General features: G+C 72.2%; 12 protein-coding genes and 1 pseudogene. 5 read left to right on the plus strand and 8 right to left on the minus strand.

What is annotated here, in order from left to right:
• Positions 1–8 precede the first annotated feature (8 nt).
• From rbsD to ACFY32_RS00235, 5 genes are all read right to left on the minus strand, one after another.
• Complete coding sequence (gene rbsD / locus ACFY32_RS00215; RefSeq protein WP_359192206.1) at positions 9–398, minus strand: D-ribose pyranase; 390 nt, start codon at positions 396–398, stop codon at positions 9–11.
• Complete coding sequence (locus ACFY32_RS00220; RefSeq protein ID WP_390673015.1) at positions 395–1,384, minus strand: ribokinase; 990 nt, start codon at positions 1,382–1,384, stop codon at positions 395–397. The genes rbsD and ACFY32_RS00220 overlap by 4 nt, the downstream gene beginning before the upstream one ends.
• Before the next feature lie 66 nt (positions 1,385–1,450).
• Entirely contained in the window at positions 1,451–3,391 is a 1,941-nt protein-coding gene (locus ACFY32_RS00225) for a substrate-binding domain-containing protein (RefSeq protein ID WP_390673016.1), read from the minus strand.
• A complete protein-coding gene (locus ACFY32_RS00230) occupies positions 3,381–4,907 on the minus strand; it encodes a sugar ABC transporter ATP-binding protein (protein WP_359192197.1) in 1,527 nt (508 codons plus the stop codon). Before ACFY32_RS00230 ends, ACFY32_RS00225 begins: the two co-directional genes overlap by 11 nt.
• On the minus strand, positions 4,904–6,007 hold the full coding sequence (locus ACFY32_RS00235; protein ID WP_390673017.1) for a LacI family DNA-binding transcriptional regulator: 1,104 nt from the start codon (positions 6,005–6,007) through the stop codon (positions 4,904–4,906). Before ACFY32_RS00235 ends, ACFY32_RS00230 begins: the two co-directional genes overlap by 4 nt.
• A 161-nt stretch (positions 6,008–6,168) precedes the next feature.
• On the opposite strand from ACFY32_RS00235, the gene ACFY32_RS00240 reads away from it, so the two are divergent.
• Together ACFY32_RS00240 and ACFY32_RS00245 are read left to right on the plus strand one after the other, a co-directional pair.
• Positions 6,169–8,424 carry an ATP-dependent RecD-like DNA helicase gene (locus tag ACFY32_RS00240; protein WP_390673018.1) on the plus strand — a complete coding sequence of 752 codons (2,256 nt, stop codon included), beginning with the start codon at positions 6,169–6,171 and terminating at the stop codon, positions 8,422–8,424.
• Positions 8,425–8,655: 231 nt separating this feature from the next.
• Positions 8,656–9,945, plus strand: a complete 1,290-nt coding sequence (locus ACFY32_RS00245; protein WP_359192187.1) for a citrate synthase — start codon at positions 8,656–8,658, stop codon at positions 9,943–9,945.
• 547 nt (positions 9,946–10,492) lie between these two features.
• Here the strand turns inward: ACFY32_RS00245 and ACFY32_RS00250 are convergent.
• From ACFY32_RS00250 to ACFY32_RS00260, 3 genes are all read right to left on the minus strand, one after another.
• The gene (locus ACFY32_RS00250; RefSeq protein ID WP_390673019.1) at positions 10,493–12,784 is read right to left on the minus strand and encodes a heavy metal translocating P-type ATPase; all 2,292 of its coding nucleotides are present in this window, start codon (positions 12,782–12,784) and stop codon (positions 10,493–10,495) included.
• Positions 12,785–13,171: 387 nt separating this feature from the next.
• Complete coding sequence (locus ACFY32_RS00255; RefSeq protein ID WP_359192181.1) at positions 13,172–13,411, minus strand: cation transporter; 240 nt, start codon at positions 13,409–13,411, stop codon at positions 13,172–13,174.
• Between the two features lie 360 nt (positions 13,412–13,771).
• Positions 13,772–13,963 (minus strand): MerR family transcriptional regulator, encoded by a 192-nt coding sequence (locus ACFY32_RS00260; RefSeq protein ID WP_359192178.1) that lies wholly within the window; start codon positions 13,961–13,963, stop codon positions 13,772–13,774.
• A gap of 300 nt (positions 13,964–14,263) precedes the next feature.
• Here ACFY32_RS00260 and ACFY32_RS00265 point away from each other — a divergent pair.
• From ACFY32_RS00265 to ACFY32_RS00275, 3 genes and pseudogenes are all read left to right on the plus strand, one after another.
• Positions 14,264–14,362: pseudogene (locus ACFY32_RS00265) on the plus strand (5-deoxy-glucuronate isomerase); the annotation flags it as partial.
• Between the two features lie 137 nt (positions 14,363–14,499).
• Entirely contained in the window at positions 14,500–16,002 is a 1,503-nt protein-coding gene (mmsA, locus tag ACFY32_RS00270) for a CoA-acylating methylmalonate-semialdehyde dehydrogenase (RefSeq protein WP_390673020.1), read from the plus strand.
• Between the two features lie 319 nt (positions 16,003–16,321).
• The gene (locus tag ACFY32_RS00275) at positions 16,322–17,734 is read left to right on the plus strand and encodes an APC family permease (RefSeq protein ID WP_390673021.1); all 1,413 of its coding nucleotides are present in this window, start codon (positions 16,322–16,324) and stop codon (positions 17,732–17,734) included.
• Positions 17,735–17,769 lie beyond the last annotated feature (35 nt).

Below are 17,769 nucleotides of genomic sequence, written 5' to 3' on the forward strand. Positions count from 1 at the left end.
ACCGGCCGTCAGAAGAACACCCCGCACCGCAGCAGCACATTGGCGTACGGCCGGGCCTCCCCGGTGCGCACCACCAGGCGTGCGCCCGCCGACAGTTCCTTCAGCCTCTCGTGCGGGACCAGTGCCAGGCCGGGGAAGTGCCCGTCGAGCAGGGCCGCCGCCGGCGGATTCGCCGCCCGTACCTCCTCGGCCGCCGTGGCGCCCTCCACGACCAGCTCGGCCAGCAGCCCGTCGAGGACCTCCGCGAACGACGGCACCCCGGCCCGGAACGCCAGGTCCACGACGCGCGGACCGTCCGGGACCGGCATCCCCGCGTCGCACACCAGCACCCCGTCCCCGTGCCCCAGCTCGGCGAGGGCGCCGGCGAGGTGGCGGTTGAGTATCCCGGCCTTCTTCACCGGGCCTCACCTCGCGGACCCGTGCCGGTCGAGTCCTGCGGGGTCCGGCCGGGGGTCCGGGGGCCGTCCCCCGGGTAGGCACGGGACAGGGCCTCGGCCTCCGCCGCCGTCGGGTACGAGGCCTGCGCCCCCGCCTTCGTGACCGCCGCCGCCCCGACCCGCGCCGCGTACGCCGCGGCCTGCGCCAGGGACTCGCCGGTGCCGAGCCGCCAGGCCAGCGCCGCGGTGAACGCGTCGCCCGCCCCGGTGGTGTCCACCGCGTCCACCCGCACCGCCGGAACCCGCCGGACCCCGTCCGCCGACGCCACCAGCGCGCCCTGCGCGCCCAGCGTGATCACCACCGAACGGGGCCCCTTGGCGAGCAGGACCCGCGCCCAGTCCTCGGGCGTGTCACCGACCCGGGAGGTCCCGAGGATCACCTTCGCCTCGTGCTCGTTGACGATCAGCGGATCGCAGGCGTCCAGCACCTCGCGGGGCAGCGCCCGCGGCGGGGACGGGTTCAGCACGAACCGGCTGTCCGGCGCCAGGCTCCGCACCACCTCCACGACCGTCTCCAGCGGGATCTCCAACTGCGTGGACACCACCCGGGAGGCGTGGAAGAGGCTGGCCGCGGCCCGGATGTCACCCGGCGTCAGCCGCCCGTTGGCGCCCGGCGAGACGACGATGCTGTTGTCGCCGGACGGGTCCACGGTGATCAGCGCCACGCCGGTGGGCACCTCGCCCACCAGGACGCCCACCGTGTCGACGCCGGCCGCCCGCTGCGAGTCCAGCAGCAGCTTGCCGTGGTCGTCGTCGCCGACCCGGGCCAGCAGCACCGTACGGGCGCCGAGCCGGGCGGCGGCGACCGCCTGGTTGGCGCCCTTGCCACCGGGGTGGACGGCCAGGTCGGAGCCGAGCACCGTCTCCCCGGCCGCCGGCCGCCGCTCCACACCGATCACCAGGTCGGCGTTGGCCGACCCCACGACCAGCAGGTCGTAGTCGTACATGGGTTGTCTCCCCGCTCGAATCACGAGGGCGGGCGGTCACGCGACCGCCCGCCCGGGTGCTGTCTGTCAGCCGTCGAAACCGGCCACGTTCTGACGGGTGACGACCTTCACCGGAACCTTCACCGTCTTCTCGACCCGCTTCCCCTCGGCTGCCCGCAGCGCGTTGTCCACGGCGATCCTGCCCAGTTCCTTCGGCTGTTGCGCCACCGACGCGTACAACGTGCCGTTCCGTACGGCCGCCAGCCCGTCCGGGGTGCCGTCGAAGCCGACGACCTGCACGGACTTCCCGGCCTTGGCGCCCAGCGCCTTGATCGCGCCGAGGGCCATCTCGTCGTTCTCCGCGAAGACGCCCGTGATGCCGGGGTGCGCCTGGAGCAGGTTGGTCATCACGTCCAGGCCCTTGGTGCGGTCGAAGTCCGCGGGCTGCTGGGCGACCACCTCGATGCCCGGGTACTTCTTCAGCCCGGCCGCGAAGCCCGCCCCGCGCTCCCGGCTGGCGGAGGTGCCCGCCTGCCCCTGGAGGATCACGATGGTGCCCTTGCCGCCCAGCTTCTCGGCGAGCGCCTCGGCGCCCAGCTCACCGCCCTCGACGTTGTCGGAGGCGACCAGCGCCGCCGTGTCCGCCTTGTTGACGCCGCGGTCCACGGCGACGACCGGGATGTCCGCCTTGTTGGCCGAGCGCACCGAGGGGCCCGCCGCGTCGGAGTCGACCGGGTTGACGACGACCGACGACAGGCCCTCGCTGGTGAAGTTCTGCACCTGGTTGGCCTGCTGCGAGGCGTCGTTCTGCGCGTCCGTGACGGTCAGGTCGACGCCCAGCTTCCGGGCCTCCTCCTGGGCGCCCGCCCGGATCTGTACGAAGAAGGGGTTGTTCAGCGTCGACAGCGACAGGCCGATCTTCCGCTTCGTGCCCGCCTCGGCCCCGCCGTGCAGCAGCGAGGTCGTGCCGGCCACCGCGACGGCGACCACGGCCGCGATGACGTACGTGACCGCCTGCCTGCCCTTGCCGCCGCCGGCACCGGCAGCGGCCGGGGTGGCCCCCGCCTTGCGCCGCGCGGTGTCCAGCAGCACGGCCAGGGCTATGACGACACCGATGACGACCTGCTGCCAGAACGCCGACACCGACAGCAGGTTCAGGCCGTTGCGCAGCACCGCGAGGATCAGCGCGCCGATCAGCGTGCCCGACGCCTTGCCGGTGCCGCCCGCCAGCGACGCGCCGCCGATGACGACCGCGGCGATGGCGTCCAGCTCGTACCCCTGCGCGGCCTGCGGCTGCGCGGAGGACAGCCGGGCGGCGAGCACGATGCCCGCGGCGGCGGCGAACAGCCCGGAGAACGCGTAGATCGCCAGCTTCTGCCGCTTCACCCGCAGCCCCGACAGCCGCGCGGCCTCCTCGTTGCCGCCGATCGCGTACATCGACCGGCCGATGTACGTCCGCCCCAGCACCAGGGCCGTGACCAGCCCCAGCACGATCATCACCAGTACCGGCACGGGCAGCCAGTCGCCCAGCGTGTCCCCGAGGTGCGAGACCGAGTCGGGGAACGGGATCGGCGAGCCCTGCGAGATCACCAGCGACAGCCCGCGCCCCACCGACAGCATGGCCAGCGTCGCGATGAACGGCGGCAGCTTCCCGTACGACACGAGGAAACCGTTGACCAGGCCGCACGCGGCACCGGTCAGCACCGCCAGCAGCACGGCTATCGGCACCGGCACCCCGGCCTGCGACGCGGTCCACGCCAGCACGGTCGCCGACAGCGCGGCCACCGAACCGACCGACAGGTCGATGCCCGCCGAGACGATCACGAAGGTGACGCCGAACGCCAGGATCGCGGTCACCGCCGCCTGGACGCCGACGTTGAGCAGGTTGTCGGTGGTCAGGAAGTCCCCGGAGAGCGCCGACATGGCGATGACGAGGACGATCAGCGCGGTCAGCGCGCCGTTGTCGAGCAGCAGGCGGCGCAGCCCGCCCGAGGCGCCCGGCTTGCTCTTGAGGGTGTCAGTGGCCACCGGGGGCCTCCGTTCCGTTGCTGTGGTTCGTGGTGCCGACGGCGAGCGCCATCACGGCGTCCTGGGTGGCTTCCCCGGCGGCGAGTTCGCCGGCGATCCGGCCCTGCGCCATCACCAGCACCCGGTCGCTCATGCCGAGCACCTCGGGCAGATCGCTGGAGATCATCAGGACGGCGGCGCCCTGCGCGGTCAGCTCGTTGACGAGCTGGTAGATCTCGACCTTGGCGCCGACGTCGATGCCCCGGGTCGGCTCGTCGAGGATCAGCACCCGGGTGTCGGCCAGCAGCCACTTGCCGATGACGACCTTCTGCTGGTTGCCGCCGGAGAGGGTGCGCACCTGCTGGCCGAGACCGGCCATCCGCACACCGAGCTGCCCGGCGATCCGGGCGGCGGCCTCGCGCTGGGCCTTCAGATCGACGAGCCCCGCGCGGGAGGCCGACCGGAGCGTCACCAGCCCGAGGTTCTCCTCGACGGAGGCGTCCAGCACCAGCCCCTGGCCCTTGCGGTCCTCGGGCACCAGTCCGATCCCGGCGGCCATCGCGGCGGTCACGTCGTGCCGCCGCAGCGGCGCGCCGCCGACCCGCACGCTGCCCGCGTCGTAGGGGTCGGCGCCGAAGACGGCCCGCACCACCTCGGTGCGTCCGGCCCCCACCAGCCCCGCGATGCCGACGACCTCGCCGGCCCGCACCTCGAAGCTGACGTCGTGGAAGACCCCGTCGCGGGTGAGTCCCTCCACCGTGAGCAGCGCCGCGCCGGCGTCCGCCGGTTCGCGCGGGTACTGCTGCTCGATCGACCGCCCCACCATCAGCCGTACGAGTTCGTCCTCGGGCGTGGAGGCGGGCACCTGCCCCACACTGGCCCCGTCGCGGATGACGGTGACCCGGTCCCCGAGCGCGGCGATCTCTTCGAGGTGATGGGTGATGAAGACGATGCCCACGCCGTCCTCGCGCAGCCTGCGCACGATGGCGAACAGCTTCTCCACCTCTTCCGAGGTGAGCACGGCGGTCGGCTCGTCCATGATCAGCACACGGGCGTCCAGGCTCAGCGCCTTGGCGATCTCGACCATCTGAAGGCGTGCGATGCCCAGTTCCCGCACCCGTGTCCGGGGCGGGACGCTGACGCCCACCCGCTCCAGCAGCTCGGCGGCCTCGGCCTCCATCGCCTTCCGGTCGATCATCCCGAACCGCCGGGGCTGCCGGCCGAGGAAGATGTTCTCGGCGACGGTCAGATCCGGTACGAGGTTGAACTCCTGGTAGATGGTCGCGATCCCGAGCCGCTCGGCGTCCTGCGCCCCGTCGATCCGCACCTCCTCGCCCCCGACGAGGATGCGGCCCGCGTCGGGCGTGTGGGCACCGGACAGCGTCTTGATCAGGGTGCTCTTGCCGGCCCCGTTCTCACCGAGCAGGACGTGCACCTCGCCCCGGCGCAGATCGAAGTCCACGCCGTCGAGCGCGACCACGCCGGGGAAGACCTTGCGGATGCCCTCGATGCGCAGCAACTCGTCCGGGTCGCTCACGGCGTACTCCTTCGTACGGAAGAGGCGGAAGAGGCGGAAGAAGCAGGGGAGACGGGGGAGTCGGGGGAGTCGGGGGAGTCGGGGGAGTCGGGGGAGTGCGGGGAGGAACCGGGCGCCCCGCAGGAGCGCCGCACCACCAGTCGCGCGGGCAGCGCCACCGACTCCGGGCGCCGCCCCTCGATCCGGTCGACCAGTGCCCGTACGGCGGCCCGGCCCAGCTCCCCCGTGGGCTGGGCGATGGCGGTGACCGGCGGATCGGTGTGCACGAACCACGGGATGTCGTCGAACGCGGCCAGCGCGATGTCCTCCGGCACCCGCAGCCCCCGCGCCCGTACGGCGTCCAGGGCGCCCAGCGCCATCAGGTTGTCGGCGGCGAACACGACCTCGGGCGGCTCGGGCAGGTCGAGGAACCCCTCGGTGACCCGCCGCCCGCTGTCCGCCTGGAAGTCGCCCTGGCCGATGTGGTCGGCGGGCAGCGGCAGCCCGAACTCCCCGAGCGCCGCCCGGAAGGCGTCCACCCGCTCGCGTCCGGTGGTGGTCGCCGCCGGCCCGGCGATGATCGCCAGCCTGCGGTGCCCGAGCCCGTGCAGATGCGCGACGAGATCCCGTACGGCATCCCGGCCGTCCGACCGCACCACCGGCACGTCGACGCCCGGTATCCACCGGTCCACGAACACCATCGGCGTCCCGCCACGCGCGGCTTCGAGCATCCGGGGCGACCCGCCGTCGGTGGGCGACACCAGCAGTCCGTCGATACGCCGGTCCAGCAGCGTCGTGACGTGGTGGTCCTGCAACTCGGGCCGCTCGTCGGCGTTCCCGATGATCACGCTGTACCCGAGCGCGCGGGCCTCTTCCTCCACGGACCGCGCCAGCTCGGTGAAGTACGGGTTCAGCACATCGCTGATGACCAGCCCGAGGGTGCGGGTCTGGTCCGTCCGCAGCGATCGCGCCAGGGCGTTCGGCCGGTACCCCAGCGCCTCGACGGCGGCCAGCACCCGCTTCCTCGCCTCCGCGCTGACCGACGGATGCCCGTTGAGCACGCGCGACACGGTGGCGACGGACACCCCGGCCCCGGCGGCAACGTCCTTGATGCTCGCCATCGTCGTTCCACCTCCTCGTGGAATCGATTACACGGAGGATTGGAATCGATTACACGAGCGACTGGCAAGGGGGTGGGGCCAGCCCGAGACCCAATCGTGACCCGGAGGGACCGGAGGACCGCCGCCGCGGTGCTGTCACACCCCACGGGTACCGTCGGATCATGCCCAACCAGTCCGCAGGCGCCGCTCCCGGTGAACGAAGGCTCGCTGTCGTCGAAGGCGTCCTGGAGCGGATCACGTACGCCAACGAGGAGAACGGCTACACGGTCGCCCGGGTCGACACCGGCCGGGGCGCCGGTGATCTGCTCACCGTCGTCGGCGCGCTGCTCGGCGCGCAGGTGGGGGAGTCGCTGCGGATGGAGGGCCGGTGGGGCTCGCACCCGCAGTACGGCAAGCAGTTCACGGTGGAGAACTACACCACCGTGCTGCCGGCCACCGTCCAGGGCATCCGGCGCTACCTCGGCTCCGGCCTGGTCAAGGGCATCGGGCCGGTCTTCGCCGACCGGATCACCCAGCACTTCGGCACGGACACCCTGCGGATCATCGAGGAGGAGCCGAAGCGGCTGATCGAGGTCCCCGGCCTCGGCCCGAAGCGGACGAAGAAGATCGCCGAGGCGTGGGAGGAGCAGAAGGCGATCAAGGAGGTCATGCTGTTCCTCCAGACCGTCGAGGTGTCGACGTCGATCGCGGTGCGGATCTACAAGAAGTACGGCGACGCGTCGATCTCGGTCGTGAAGAACCAGCCCTACCGGCTCGCGTCCGACGTCTGGGGCATCGGCTTCCTCACCGCCGACAAGATCGCCCAGTCGGTCGGCATCCCGCACGACAGCCCGGACCGGGTCAAGGCCGGGCTCCAGTACGCGCTGAGCCAGGCCACCGACCAGGGGCACTGCTATCTGCCCGAGGAGAAGCTGATCGCGGACGCGGTGAAGCTGCTCCAGGTCGACACCGGGCTGGTCATCGAGTGTCTCGGCGAGCTGGCGGCGGAGCCGGCGGAGGGCGAGGACCCGGGGGTGGTGCGGGAGAAGGTGCCCGACCCGCAGGGCGGCGACCCGGTCACCGCCGTCTACCTCGTCCCGTTCCACCGCGCCGAACTCTCCCTGTCCGCGCAGCTCCTGAGGCTGCTGCGCACCGGCCAGGACCGCATGCCGGCCTTCCGGGACGTCGCCTGGGACAAGGCGCTCACCTGGCTGAAGGGGCGCACGGGCACCGACCTCGCGCCCGAGCAGGAGGCGGCCGTGAAGCTCGCGCTGACCGAGAAGGTCGCGGTGCTGACCGGTGGTCCGGGCTGCGGCAAGTCGTTCACCGTGCGGTCGATCGTGGAGCTGGCGCGGGCCAAGCGGGCCAAGGTCGTGCTGGCCGCGCCGACCGGCCGGGCCGCCAAGCGGCTGGCCGAGCTGACCGGCGCGGAGGCGTCCACCGTGCACCGGCTGCTGGAGCTGAAGCCGGGCGGTGACGCGGCGTACGACCGGGAGCGGCCGCTCGACGCCGACCTGGTGGTCGTGGACGAGGCGTCGATGCTGGACCTGCTGCTGGCCAACAAGCTGGTCAAGGCCGTACCGCCGGGGGCGCATCTGCTGTTCGTGGGGGACGTCGACCAGCTCCCCAGCGTCGGCGCGGGAGAGGTGCTCCGGGACCTGCTCGCCGAGGGCGGTCCCGTCCCGGCGGTGCGGCTGACCCGGGTGTTCCGGCAGGCCCAGCAGTCCGGCGTGGTCACCAACGCGCACCGGATCAACGCCGGACAGCACCCCGTCACCGACGGCATGAAGGACTTCTTCCTCTTCGTCGAGGACGACACCGAGGAGGCCGGCCGGCTCACCGTGGACGTGGCGGCGCGGCGCATCCCGGCCAGGTTCGGCCTGGACCCCCGCCGGGACGTCCAGGTCCTCGCGCCGATGCACCGCGGGCCCGCCGGCGCCGGCACGCTCAACGGGCTTCTCCAGCAGGCCGTCACCCCGGGCCGCCCGGACGTCCCCGAGAAGCGGTTCGGCGGCCGGGTCTTCCGCGTCGGCGACAAGGTCACCCAGATCCGCAACAACTACGAGAAGGGGGAGAACGGCGTCTTCAACGGCACCGTGGGCGTGGTCACCTCGCTCGACCCGGTCGAGCAGCGCCTGACGGTGCTGACCGACGAGGACGAGGAGGTGCCGTACGAGTTCGACGAACTGGACGAGCTGGCCCATGCCTACGCGGTGACCATCCACCGCTCCCAGGGCAGCGAGTACCCGGCGGTGGTCATCCCCGTGACCACGGGCGCGTGGATGATGCTCCAGCGCAACCTGCTCTACACGGCGGTCACCCGGGCGAAGAAGCTGGTCGTCCTGGTCGGTTCCCGCAAGGCGATCGGGCAGGCGGTGCGCACGGTGTCGGCCGGCCGGCGCTGCACGGCCCTCGACTTCCGGCTGGCGCAGCCCTGACCGGGACCCCGGAGGCCACCTCGCGGAAAAATGATCGATCAAACGAGTCGCGAAGGTCACAGAGCACTTCCCGAAGGGGAACAGAGGGGGCAGTATGAGCAAGTTGGCGGCACTGAGTGCCGCCAATAGGCCCGATGGTCGACCCCGAGTGCACTCTCCTGAGCCAAGTGGGGGATGGTAGAGACAGTCAGGGCACCTCGAAGATGAGGCACTACGTCGGTGAGGGAAGACGTGAGCGACAACTCTGTAGTACTGCGGTACGGCGACGGCGAGTACACCTACCCGGTGATCGACAGCACCGTCGGTGACAAGGGCTTCGACATCGGCAAGCTCCGCGCCCAGACCGGTCTGGTGACGCTGGACAGCGGTTACGGCAACACCGCCGCCTACAAATCCGCCATTACGTACCTGGACGGCGAGGCGGGCATCCTCCGGTACCGCGGCTACCCGATCGAGCAGCTTGCCGAGCGCTCCACGTTCCTGGAGGTCGCTTATCTGCTGATCAACGGCGAGCTGCCGACCGTCGACCAGCTCACCTCGTTCAAGAACGAGATCACGCAGCACACCCTGCTGCACGAGGACGTCAAGAACTTCTACCGGGGCTTCCCGCGCGACGCGCACCCGATGGCCATGCTGTCGTCGGTGGTCTCGGCGCTGTCCACCTTCTACCAGGACAGCCACAACCCGTTCGACGAGCAGCAGCGCAACCTCTCCACGATCCGGCTGCTCGCCAAGCTTCCGACGATCGCGGCGTACGCGTACAAGAAGTCGGTCGGCCACCCGTTCGTCTACCCGCGCAACGACCTCGGCTACGTCGAGAACTTCCTGCGGATGACGTTCTCCGTGCCGGCGCAGGAGTACGACCTGGACCCGGTCGTGGTCTCCGCGCTGGACAAGCTGCTGATCCTGCACGCGGACCACGAGCAGAACTGTTCGACCTCCACCGTCCGCCTGGTCGGCTCCTCGCAGGCGAACATGTTCGCGTCGATCTCGGCCGGCATCAACGCCCTGTGGGGCCCGCTGCACGGCGGCGCCAACCAGTCGGTGCTGGAGATGCTGGAAGGCATCCGCGACGCGGGCGGCGACGTCGACTCCTTCATCCGCAAGGTGAAGAACAAGGAGGACGGCGTCCGCCTGATGGGCTTCGGCCACCGGGTCTACAAGAACTTCGACCCCCGCGCCAAGATCATCAAGGCCGCCGCGCACGATGTCCTCTCCGCCCTCGGCAAGTCCGACGAGCTGCTGGACATCGCGCTGAAGCTGGAGGAGCACGCGCTCTCCGACGACTACTTCGTCTCGCGCAGCCTCTACCCGAACGTCGACTTCTACACCGGTCTGATCTACCGGGCCATGGGCTTCCCGACCGAGATGTTCACGGTCCTGTTCGCCCTCGGCCGGCTGCCGGGCTGGATCGCCCAGTGGCACGAGATGATCAAGGAGCCGGGTTCCCGCATCGGCCGCCCGCGCCAGATCTACACCGGCGTGGTCGAGCGCGACTTCGTGCCCGTCGAGGAGCGCTGAGCCTCAGGTCCGCGTACCGGCCCCGGGTCCGATCACGTCGGACGCGGGGCCTTGGTGCGTCCCGGAAGGCGAGGAAGAGGGCCACGACGAAAGGCGCCCCGGCGTCGGTCCCCCCACGGGCCGACGACCAGGGCGCCTTCCCATGTCCCGGTGCGGATTCCCCCCACGGGATCCGGCCGGGCGCTTGTGAGGACAGCGCCTGAATCGCTGTGTCGCGCATCGTGCACCTGCGGTCTGCCGGGACAGCGCACGCTCGGGAGGGCCGCTCAAAGCTCCCCGGTGTACGTGTCCCGGCAACGCATCTCTGGAGAAGTCCCCCAAGACATCCCCAGATGCCCGGCAGCGCCCCCCAAGACGCTCCCCGACATCGCCAACTTAGACCTTCGAACCCCTTCGTTGGTTACGTTCGGATCACTGTGATCTGCGTCTCTTGCATATGTCCGGTAAATGCGCAAGAGGCCGATATGTCGAACGCGCCCAGCGTAAGGAAGATGCGCGAGCCTTGTGAAGAGCTTATGTGAGGTGGGTTCCGGACTCCAGAGGCACCTCAGTGAAAAGTCCGCAGCCTCAGGCTGTTGCTGACCACGAAGACCGAGGAGAAGGCCATCGCGGCCCCCGCGATCATCGGGTTCAGCAGCCCGGCGGCGGCCAGCGGCAGCGCGGCCACGTTGTAGCCGAAGGCCCAGACCAGGTTGCCCTTGATCGTCGCGAGGGTCCGCCGGGAGAGGCGGATCGCGTCCGCGGCCACCCGCAGGTCGCCCCGGACCAGCGTCAGATCGCTCGCCTCGATCGCCGCGTCCGCCCCGGTGCCCATCGCCAGGCCCAGATCGGCGGTGGCCAGCGCCGCCGCGTCGTTGACGCCGTCCCCGACCATGGCGACCGTACGGCCCTCGGCGCGCAGCCTCTTCACCACCTCGGCCTTCTCCTCGGGCAGCACCTCGGCGATCACGTCGCCGGGGTCGATACCGACCTCACGGGCGACGGACTCGGCGACCCGCCGGTTGTCGCCGGTCAGCAGGACGGGCCGCAGGCCCAGCTCGCGCAGCGCGGCCACCGCCTCGGCGCTGGTCTCCGCGACCGCGTCGGCGACGGCGACCATCCCGCGCGCCTCGCCGTCCCAGCCGACCGGGACGGCCGTGCACCCGTCCTCCTCGGCCGCCCTGACGGCCCGTGCGACCTCGTCGGGCACGTGGTCGAACAGGCGGCGGCCGACGGCGACCTCGCGGCCCGCCACACGGGCGCGTACGCCCCTTCCCGGCACGTTGGTGAAGTCCTCGACGGGCGGGAGCGCACCGATGCGTTCCGCGGCGCCCGCCGCGACGGCGCGCGCCACCGGATGCTCGGAGGCGTGCTCGACCGCGCCGGCCAGCCGCAGTACCTCCCGCTCGTCGGTGCCCTCGGCGGCGTACACCGCCACCAGGGTCATCCGGCCGGTGGTGACGGTGCCGGTCTTGTCCAGGACGACGGTGTCCACGCGCCGGGTGGACTCCAGGACCTCGGGGCCCTTGATGAGGATGCCGAGCTGGGCGCCGCGCCCGGTGCCGACCAGCAGGGCGGTCGGCGTGGCCAGGCCCAGGGCGCACGGGCAGGCGATGATCAGGACGGCGACGGCGGCGGTGAACGCGGCGACCGTGTCACCGGTGGTTCCCAGCCAGCTTCCGAAGGTGCCCGCCGCGATCAGCAGCACCGCCGGGACGAAGATCCCGGCGACCCGGTCGGCGAGCCGCTGCACCTCGGCCTTGCCGCTCTGCGCGTCCTCGACCAGGCGGGCCATCCGGGCCAGCCGGGTGTCGGCGCCGACCCGGGTGGCCTCGACCACCAGCCTGCCCCCGGCGTTGACCGTGGCCCCGGTGACGGCGTCGCCGACCGTGACGTCCACGGGCACCGACTCGCCGGTCAGCAGGGCGGCGTCCACGGCGGAGGTGCCCTCGACGACCGTACCGTCGGTGGCGATCTTCTCGCCGGGGCGGACGACGAACCGGTCGCCGACGGCGAGCCGGTCCGCCGGTATCCGCGTCTCGCGCCCGTCGCGCAGCACCGCGACGTCCTTGGCGCCCAGGTCCAGCAGGGCCCGCAGGGCGGCGCCGGCGCGGCGCTTGGAGCGGGCCTCCAGGAAGCGGCCGAGCAGGATGAAGACGGTGACGCCTGCGGCGACCTCCAGGTAGATCGTGGCGGTGCCGTCCGCGCGGGAGACGGTCCAGGCGAAGGGGTGCCGCATGCCCGGCATCCCCGCGTCGCCGAGGAACAGCGCCCACAGCGACCAGCCGAACGCCGCGAGGGTGCCGAGCGAGACCAGCGTGTCCATGGTGGCCGCGCCGTGCCGGAGGTTGGTCCGGGCGGCGCGGTGGAAGGGCAGCCCGCCCCAGACCACGACGGGCGCCGCGAGGGTGAGCGACAGCCACTGCCAGTTGTCGAACTGGGCGGCCGGGACCATGGCGAGCAGGACGACGGGCAGGGCGAGCAGGGCGGAGACGGTGAGCCGCTGCCGCAGGGCGGACAGCTCCGGGTCGGTGTCCTCGCGCGAGGCGTCCTCGCGCGCAGGGTCCGGGGCGGTGGCGGCGGGCTCCGGCGGCGGGGGTTCCTCGGCCGTGTACCCGGTCTTCACCACGGTGGCGATCAGGTCGGCGACCTCGGTGCCGGCGGGGTAGGCGACCCGGGCCTTCTCGGTCGCGTAGTTGACCGTGGCGGTGACGCCCTCCATGCGGTTGAGCTTCTTCTCGACGCGGGCCGCGCACGAGGCGCAGGTCATCCCGCCGATGCGCAGCTCGACCTCCGAGTGGCCGGGACCGGGGCCGGCGGGCGCCGGTGCCGACGGGGTGCGGGCGGTACTGGTGGTCATGCTCCGGCTCCAGACGGCGGACCGGACCGTGCGGCGGCGGTCCGGTCGGCGGAAGACTTCCTGCGGGGTCGGACCGGCCCCGCTACGGCCACGGGGTCCGGGCCGGCCCGTACGGACGGACGGGCCGCGGACCGGCCCTGTCCGACGTCACGGGGCACGCGTCGGTCTGTACGGACGGACGGGCCGCGGACCGGCCCCCGTCCGACGTCACGGGGTGCGCGTCGGCCCGTACGGACGGACCCGTACGGACTGCGAATCGGCCCGTCCGGCGTCGTCACGGGGGTACCGGTCGGCCCGTACGGCGGACGGACGGGCTGCGGGCCGGCGCCGTCCGATGGCACGCGGTGCCGGTCGGCCCCGTACGGCCACGGGCGCGGGCCGGCCGGGTCAGGACCGGCCGGCCAGTTCGAAGCCCGCCTCGTCCACCGCCGCGCGCACCGCCGCCTCCTCCAGCGGGGCGTCGGAGACGACGGTGACCTCGCCGGTGGAGGCGACGGCCTTCACCGAGGTGACGCCGGGCAGCTCGCCGATCTCGCCGGAGACGGCGCCCTCGCAGTGTCCGCAGCTCATTCCGCTCACCTTGTAGACGGCGGTGACGGAACCCTGGGTGTCGGTGTGGGCGGTCATGTCTACTCCTCGTCGGGGCGTGTGGGTGGAGTACCCGTGACCCGCGATGGGGTCACCTCGCCTCCACCATACCCCTAGGGGGTAAGGCGACCGCGCATCCGGGCCGCTCCGGGAACGCCCCCGCCCAGGGCCTGTCGTCCGGATCGGCCCGCGGACGCGGGGCCCCGCACGCACCTAGGGCCTGTCGTTTGGATCAGCCCGCAGACGCGGGGCCTGGCACGCGCATCTGCGGCGTTGTCGTCGGTTGTCAACGCTCCGCGTTGCCGCCCTCCTCCGCCTTGCATCTGCACGCACCAGGCCCCGCTCACCGGCATGACGAGGCGCAGCAGATTCCCTGCGACCTGATCCAAACGACAGGCCCTAGCGCCGCCTGTTCCCCGGCCGGGAGGCCGCCCACGCCCGGACGGTGTCCGCGTACCAGTAGGGCTTGCCGTTCTCCACATGGTCGGGCGGCGGCAGCAGGCCGTGCTTGCGGTACGAGCGGACGGTGTCCGGCTGGACCCGGATATGGGCCGCGATGTCCTTGTAGGACCAGAGCTGCCGGTCGGTCATGGGACGCACCTCCCCACGCGCGCCGCGGCGGCGGCCGGGACGGCCGCCCAGGGGGAGCCGGGCGCTGCGCTGGCGGTCACCCAGCCTGTGTCCCGGGTGCGACGCAAGCGCGCGAGCCGCGCGTGAGCCGTGCGCGACTGTGACACGACCGCTGCCCGGTCGCGACACCCGTGACACGGCCGAGGCGTTTGTGACAGGGCGTGGACCGGGTCGTCCGAATGTCCGGACAAACCATTGACAGCCGTCGCGGGCCGGGCTAGAAAGCGGGGAGTCGGCGCGACAGGCCGCCGTGCCCCCGGACCGGCGGACCGCCGATCACCGATCGCCTCCGGCGCGGGAGACCGCTTCGCCCTGGCAGGAGCGAAGGGCGAGCGCCGACTCCCCGCCCGCCACGGCCCCCGCGCCGGAGGTCATGTGTCTACGGGCGGGCCCGAACCGCAGACACTGTGTCGAGCCCGTGGCGGGCCCGCGCCTGGTGGGATGGACGCACGGCACCTCTCGACCCGACGCCGCCCTCTGTGAAGGAGTTCTCGGTCATGACGCACCTCGTCAACCACTGGATCGGCGGCAGGACCGTCGAAGGCGCCTCCGGCCGCCACGGACCGGTGACCGACCCGGCGACCGGCCAGGTCACCACCCGGGTCGCCTTCGCCTCGGCCGAGGAGGTGGACGCCGCGGTCGCCGCCGCGCGGGAGGCGTACGCCACCTGGGGGCAGTCCTCGCTGGCCCGGCGTACGGAGATCCTCTTCCGCTTCCGGGCGCTGCTGGACGCCCACCGCGACGAGATCGCCGCGCTGATCACCGCCGAACACGGCAAGGTGCACTCCGACGCGCTCGGCGAGGTCGCCCGGGGCCTGGAGATCGTCGACCTGGCCTGCGGCATCACCGTGCAGTTGAAGGGCGAGCTGTCCACCCAGGTCGCCGGCCGCGTGGACGTGGCCGCGATCCGGCAGCCGCTGGGCGTCGTCGCCGGCATCACGCCGTTCAACTTCCCGGCGATGGTGCCGATGTGGATGTTCCCGATCGCCATCGCCTGCGGCAACACCTTCGTCCTCAAGCCCAGCGAGAAGGACCCCTCCGCCGCCAACCGGCTCGCCGAACTGTTCGCCGAGGCCGGGCTGCCGGACGGCGTCTTCAACGTCGTCCACGGCGACAAGGCGGCCGTCGACCGCCTCCTGGAGCACCCCGACGTCAAGGCCGTCTCCTTCGTCGGCTCCACGCCCATCGCCCGCCACATCCACGCCACCGCCTCCGCCCACGGCAAGCGCGTCCAGGCCCTCGGCGGCGCCAAGAACCACATGCTGGTGCTGCCCGACGCCGACCTCGACGCGGCGGCCGACGCGGCGGTGAGCGCGGCCTACGGCTCGGCCGGCGAGCGCTGCATGGCGATCTCCGCGGTCGTCGCCGTCGGCGCCGTCGGCGACGAACTGGTGCGGAAGATCCGCGAACGCGCCGAGAAGATCAGGATCGGCCCCGGCAACGACCCGGCGAGCGAGATGGGCCCGCTGATCACCAGGGCCCACCGCGACAAGGTGGCGTCCTACGTCGAGAACGCGGCGGCCGAGGGCTGCGAGGTCGTCCTCGACGGCACCGGACACACCGTCGAGGGCCACGAGGACGGCCACTGGATCGGCATCTCGCTGCTCGACAGGGTGCCGGTCACGGCGAAGGCGTACCAGGACGAGATCTTCGGCCCGGTGCTGTGCGTCCTGCGGGCCGGCACCTACGAGGAGGGCGTGGCCCTGATCAACGCCTCCCCGTTCGGCAACGGCACCGCGATCTTCACCCGGGACGGCGGCGCCGCCCGCCGCTTCCAACTGGAGGCCGAGGCCGGCATGGTGGGCGTCAACGTCCCGATCCCGGTCCCCGTCGGCTACCACTCCTTCGGCGGCTGGAAGGACTCCCTCTTCGGCGACCACCACATCTACGGCAACGACGGCACGCGCTTCTACACCCGCGGCAAGGTCGTCACCACCCGCTGGCCCGACCCCGCCGACGCCCCGGCCGGCGTCGACCTGGGCTTCCCCCGCAACCACTGACCCGATGCGCCCCCGCCGCCCCGCCCCCGCTCCCGGAGGCGGGGCGGCGCCTTGTCCGGACGTGAATTTTTCGCCGCCCCGCTGCGGTTCCCGCACCCGCCAACACCCGGGAACCCCAACCCCGAAGTGCCGTATCCGGGCGAGACCCCCGCCCAGGGCAACGGATTCCGCAGGAAAACACCCATTGACGTGCTGGTTTCGCCAGGGTTCTCTCATACGCCGGGAGCGACCCAGAACCACGTACGACCCAGCCGCCGGAGGCGATAGCGCTCCCGTCCCCCTTTTCTTCCTCACCGCACGAGTCGATCGGAAACGCTCCATGACCGACACGCTCCGCCCCGCCGGAACCACCGCCGCCGCGCCCCCGGACCACCCCGGCCCCCGGACGCTCAAGCGTTCCATCGGAGTCGTCGGCGCGACGCTTCTGACCCTCTCGTGCGTGACCCCCGCCTCGACCCTCTTCGTGGTCGTCCCCGACCTGTTCGGCTCGCTGGGCACCGCCACCGCCCTCACCATCGCCATCGGCTCGCTGCTCTGTATCGCCGTCGCGTTCTGCTACTCGGAGCTGGGCACCCTCATCCCCAGCGCGGGCGGCGAGTACGCCATGGTGTCGACGATGGCCGGACGGCTGGCGGGCTGGCTGGTCTTCGTGCTCTCCCTGCTGGTCGTGATGATCGTGCCGCCGGTGATCGCCATGGGCACCGCCGACTACCTCGCCCCGATCGTGCACCTCGACCCCGCCACGGCCGGCGCCGGCGTCATGCTGCTCGCCACCCTGGCCGGCCTGCTGGACCTGCGCGCCAACGCCTGGATCACCGGCGTCTTCCTGGTCCTGGAGGTCATCGCGGCGGCCCTGGTCGCGGTGCTGGGCTTCGCCCACGGCGAGCGCGGCCTCGGCAGCCTCGCCTCCATGGAGGTGGCCGGCGCCGACGGCCACGCGGACGCGGTGACCGGCATGCTGGTCGTCTCCGGCCTCGCCATCGCCCTCTTCGTCACCCAGGGCTTCTCCACCGCCGTCTACCTCTCCGAGGAACTGGAGAACCCGCGCCGCAACGTCGCCCGCACGGTCCTGGCCACCCTCGCCATCTCCACCGCGATCATCCTGGTGCCGGTCGTCGCCATCACCCTGGGCGCCTCCGACCTGGCCGAACTGACCGGCGGCGACATCGGCGCCATGGTCACCGCCTGGTCCAACTCCGCCACCGGCACCTTCGTCAGCCTCTGCGTGGCCCTCGCGATCATCAACGCGGGCATCGTCATGGTCATCCAGAACTCCCGGGTCCTGTTCGCCTCCGCCCGCGACAAGGCGTGGCCCGAGCCGGTCAACCGGCTCTTCGCCCGGCTCGGCCGCTTCGGCTCCCCCTGGGTCGCCACCCTCGCGGTCGGCGTCCCCGGCGCGGCCCTGTGCTTCGTCAACCTCGACACCCTGTACGGCGTCACCGGCGTCTCGGTGACCGGCATGTACCTCCTGGTCGCCGTCGCGGCCCTGCTGGCCCGCCGCAGCAACCACCGCCACACGGCAGCCTGGCGCATGCCCCTGTGGCCGGCGGTTCCGGTCCTCCTGATCGTGGTCCTCGCCTACATCCTGACGCAGCAGGAACCGGAGTACCTCCTGTGGACAGGCGGCATAGCGGCGGCGGCGACGCTGTACTGGGCCCTCTACCTACGCCCTCACCGCGACACCCGCTGGCTGGTCTCCATCCCCGAGGACACGGAAACGCCCCTTCTTTAGGGGCGCGGGGCCGTGCCGATGCGCGGCTCCGCCGC

Source organism: Streptomyces sp. NPDC000134 (assembly GCF_042899225.1).
Lineage (GTDB): Bacteria > Actinomycetota > Actinomycetes > Streptomycetales > Streptomycetaceae > Streptomyces.

Excerpts from the sequence above, each read along its gene's own strand:
- ACFY32_RS00220 (WP_390673015.1), bottom strand. The coding sequence starts at position 1,384 with ATGTACGACTACGACCTGCTGGTCGTGGGGTCGGCCAACGCCGACCTG.
- ACFY32_RS00235 (WP_390673017.1), bottom strand. The coding sequence starts at position 6,007 with ATGGCGAGCATCAAGGACGTTGCCGCCGGGGCCGGGGTGTCCGTCGCC.
- ACFY32_RS00240 (WP_390673018.1), top strand. The coding sequence starts at position 6,169 with ATGCCCAACCAGTCCGCAGGCGCCGCTCCCGGTGAACGAAGGCTCGCT.
- ACFY32_RS00250 (WP_390673019.1), bottom strand. The coding sequence starts at position 12,784 with ATGACCACCAGTACCGCCCGCACCCCGTCGGCACCGGCGCCCGCCGGC.
- ACFY32_RS00255 (WP_359192181.1), bottom strand. The coding sequence starts at position 13,411 with ATGACCGCCCACACCGACACCCAGGGTTCCGTCACCGCCGTCTACAAG.
- ACFY32_RS00260 (WP_359192178.1), bottom strand. The coding sequence starts at position 13,963 with ATGACCGACCGGCAGCTCTGGTCCTACAAGGACATCGCGGCCCATATC.
- mmsA (WP_390673020.1), top strand. The coding sequence starts at position 14,500 with ATGACGCACCTCGTCAACCACTGGATCGGCGGCAGGACCGTCGAAGGC.
- ACFY32_RS00275 (WP_390673021.1), top strand. The coding sequence starts at position 16,322 with ATGACCGACACGCTCCGCCCCGCCGGAACCACCGCCGCCGCGCCCCCG.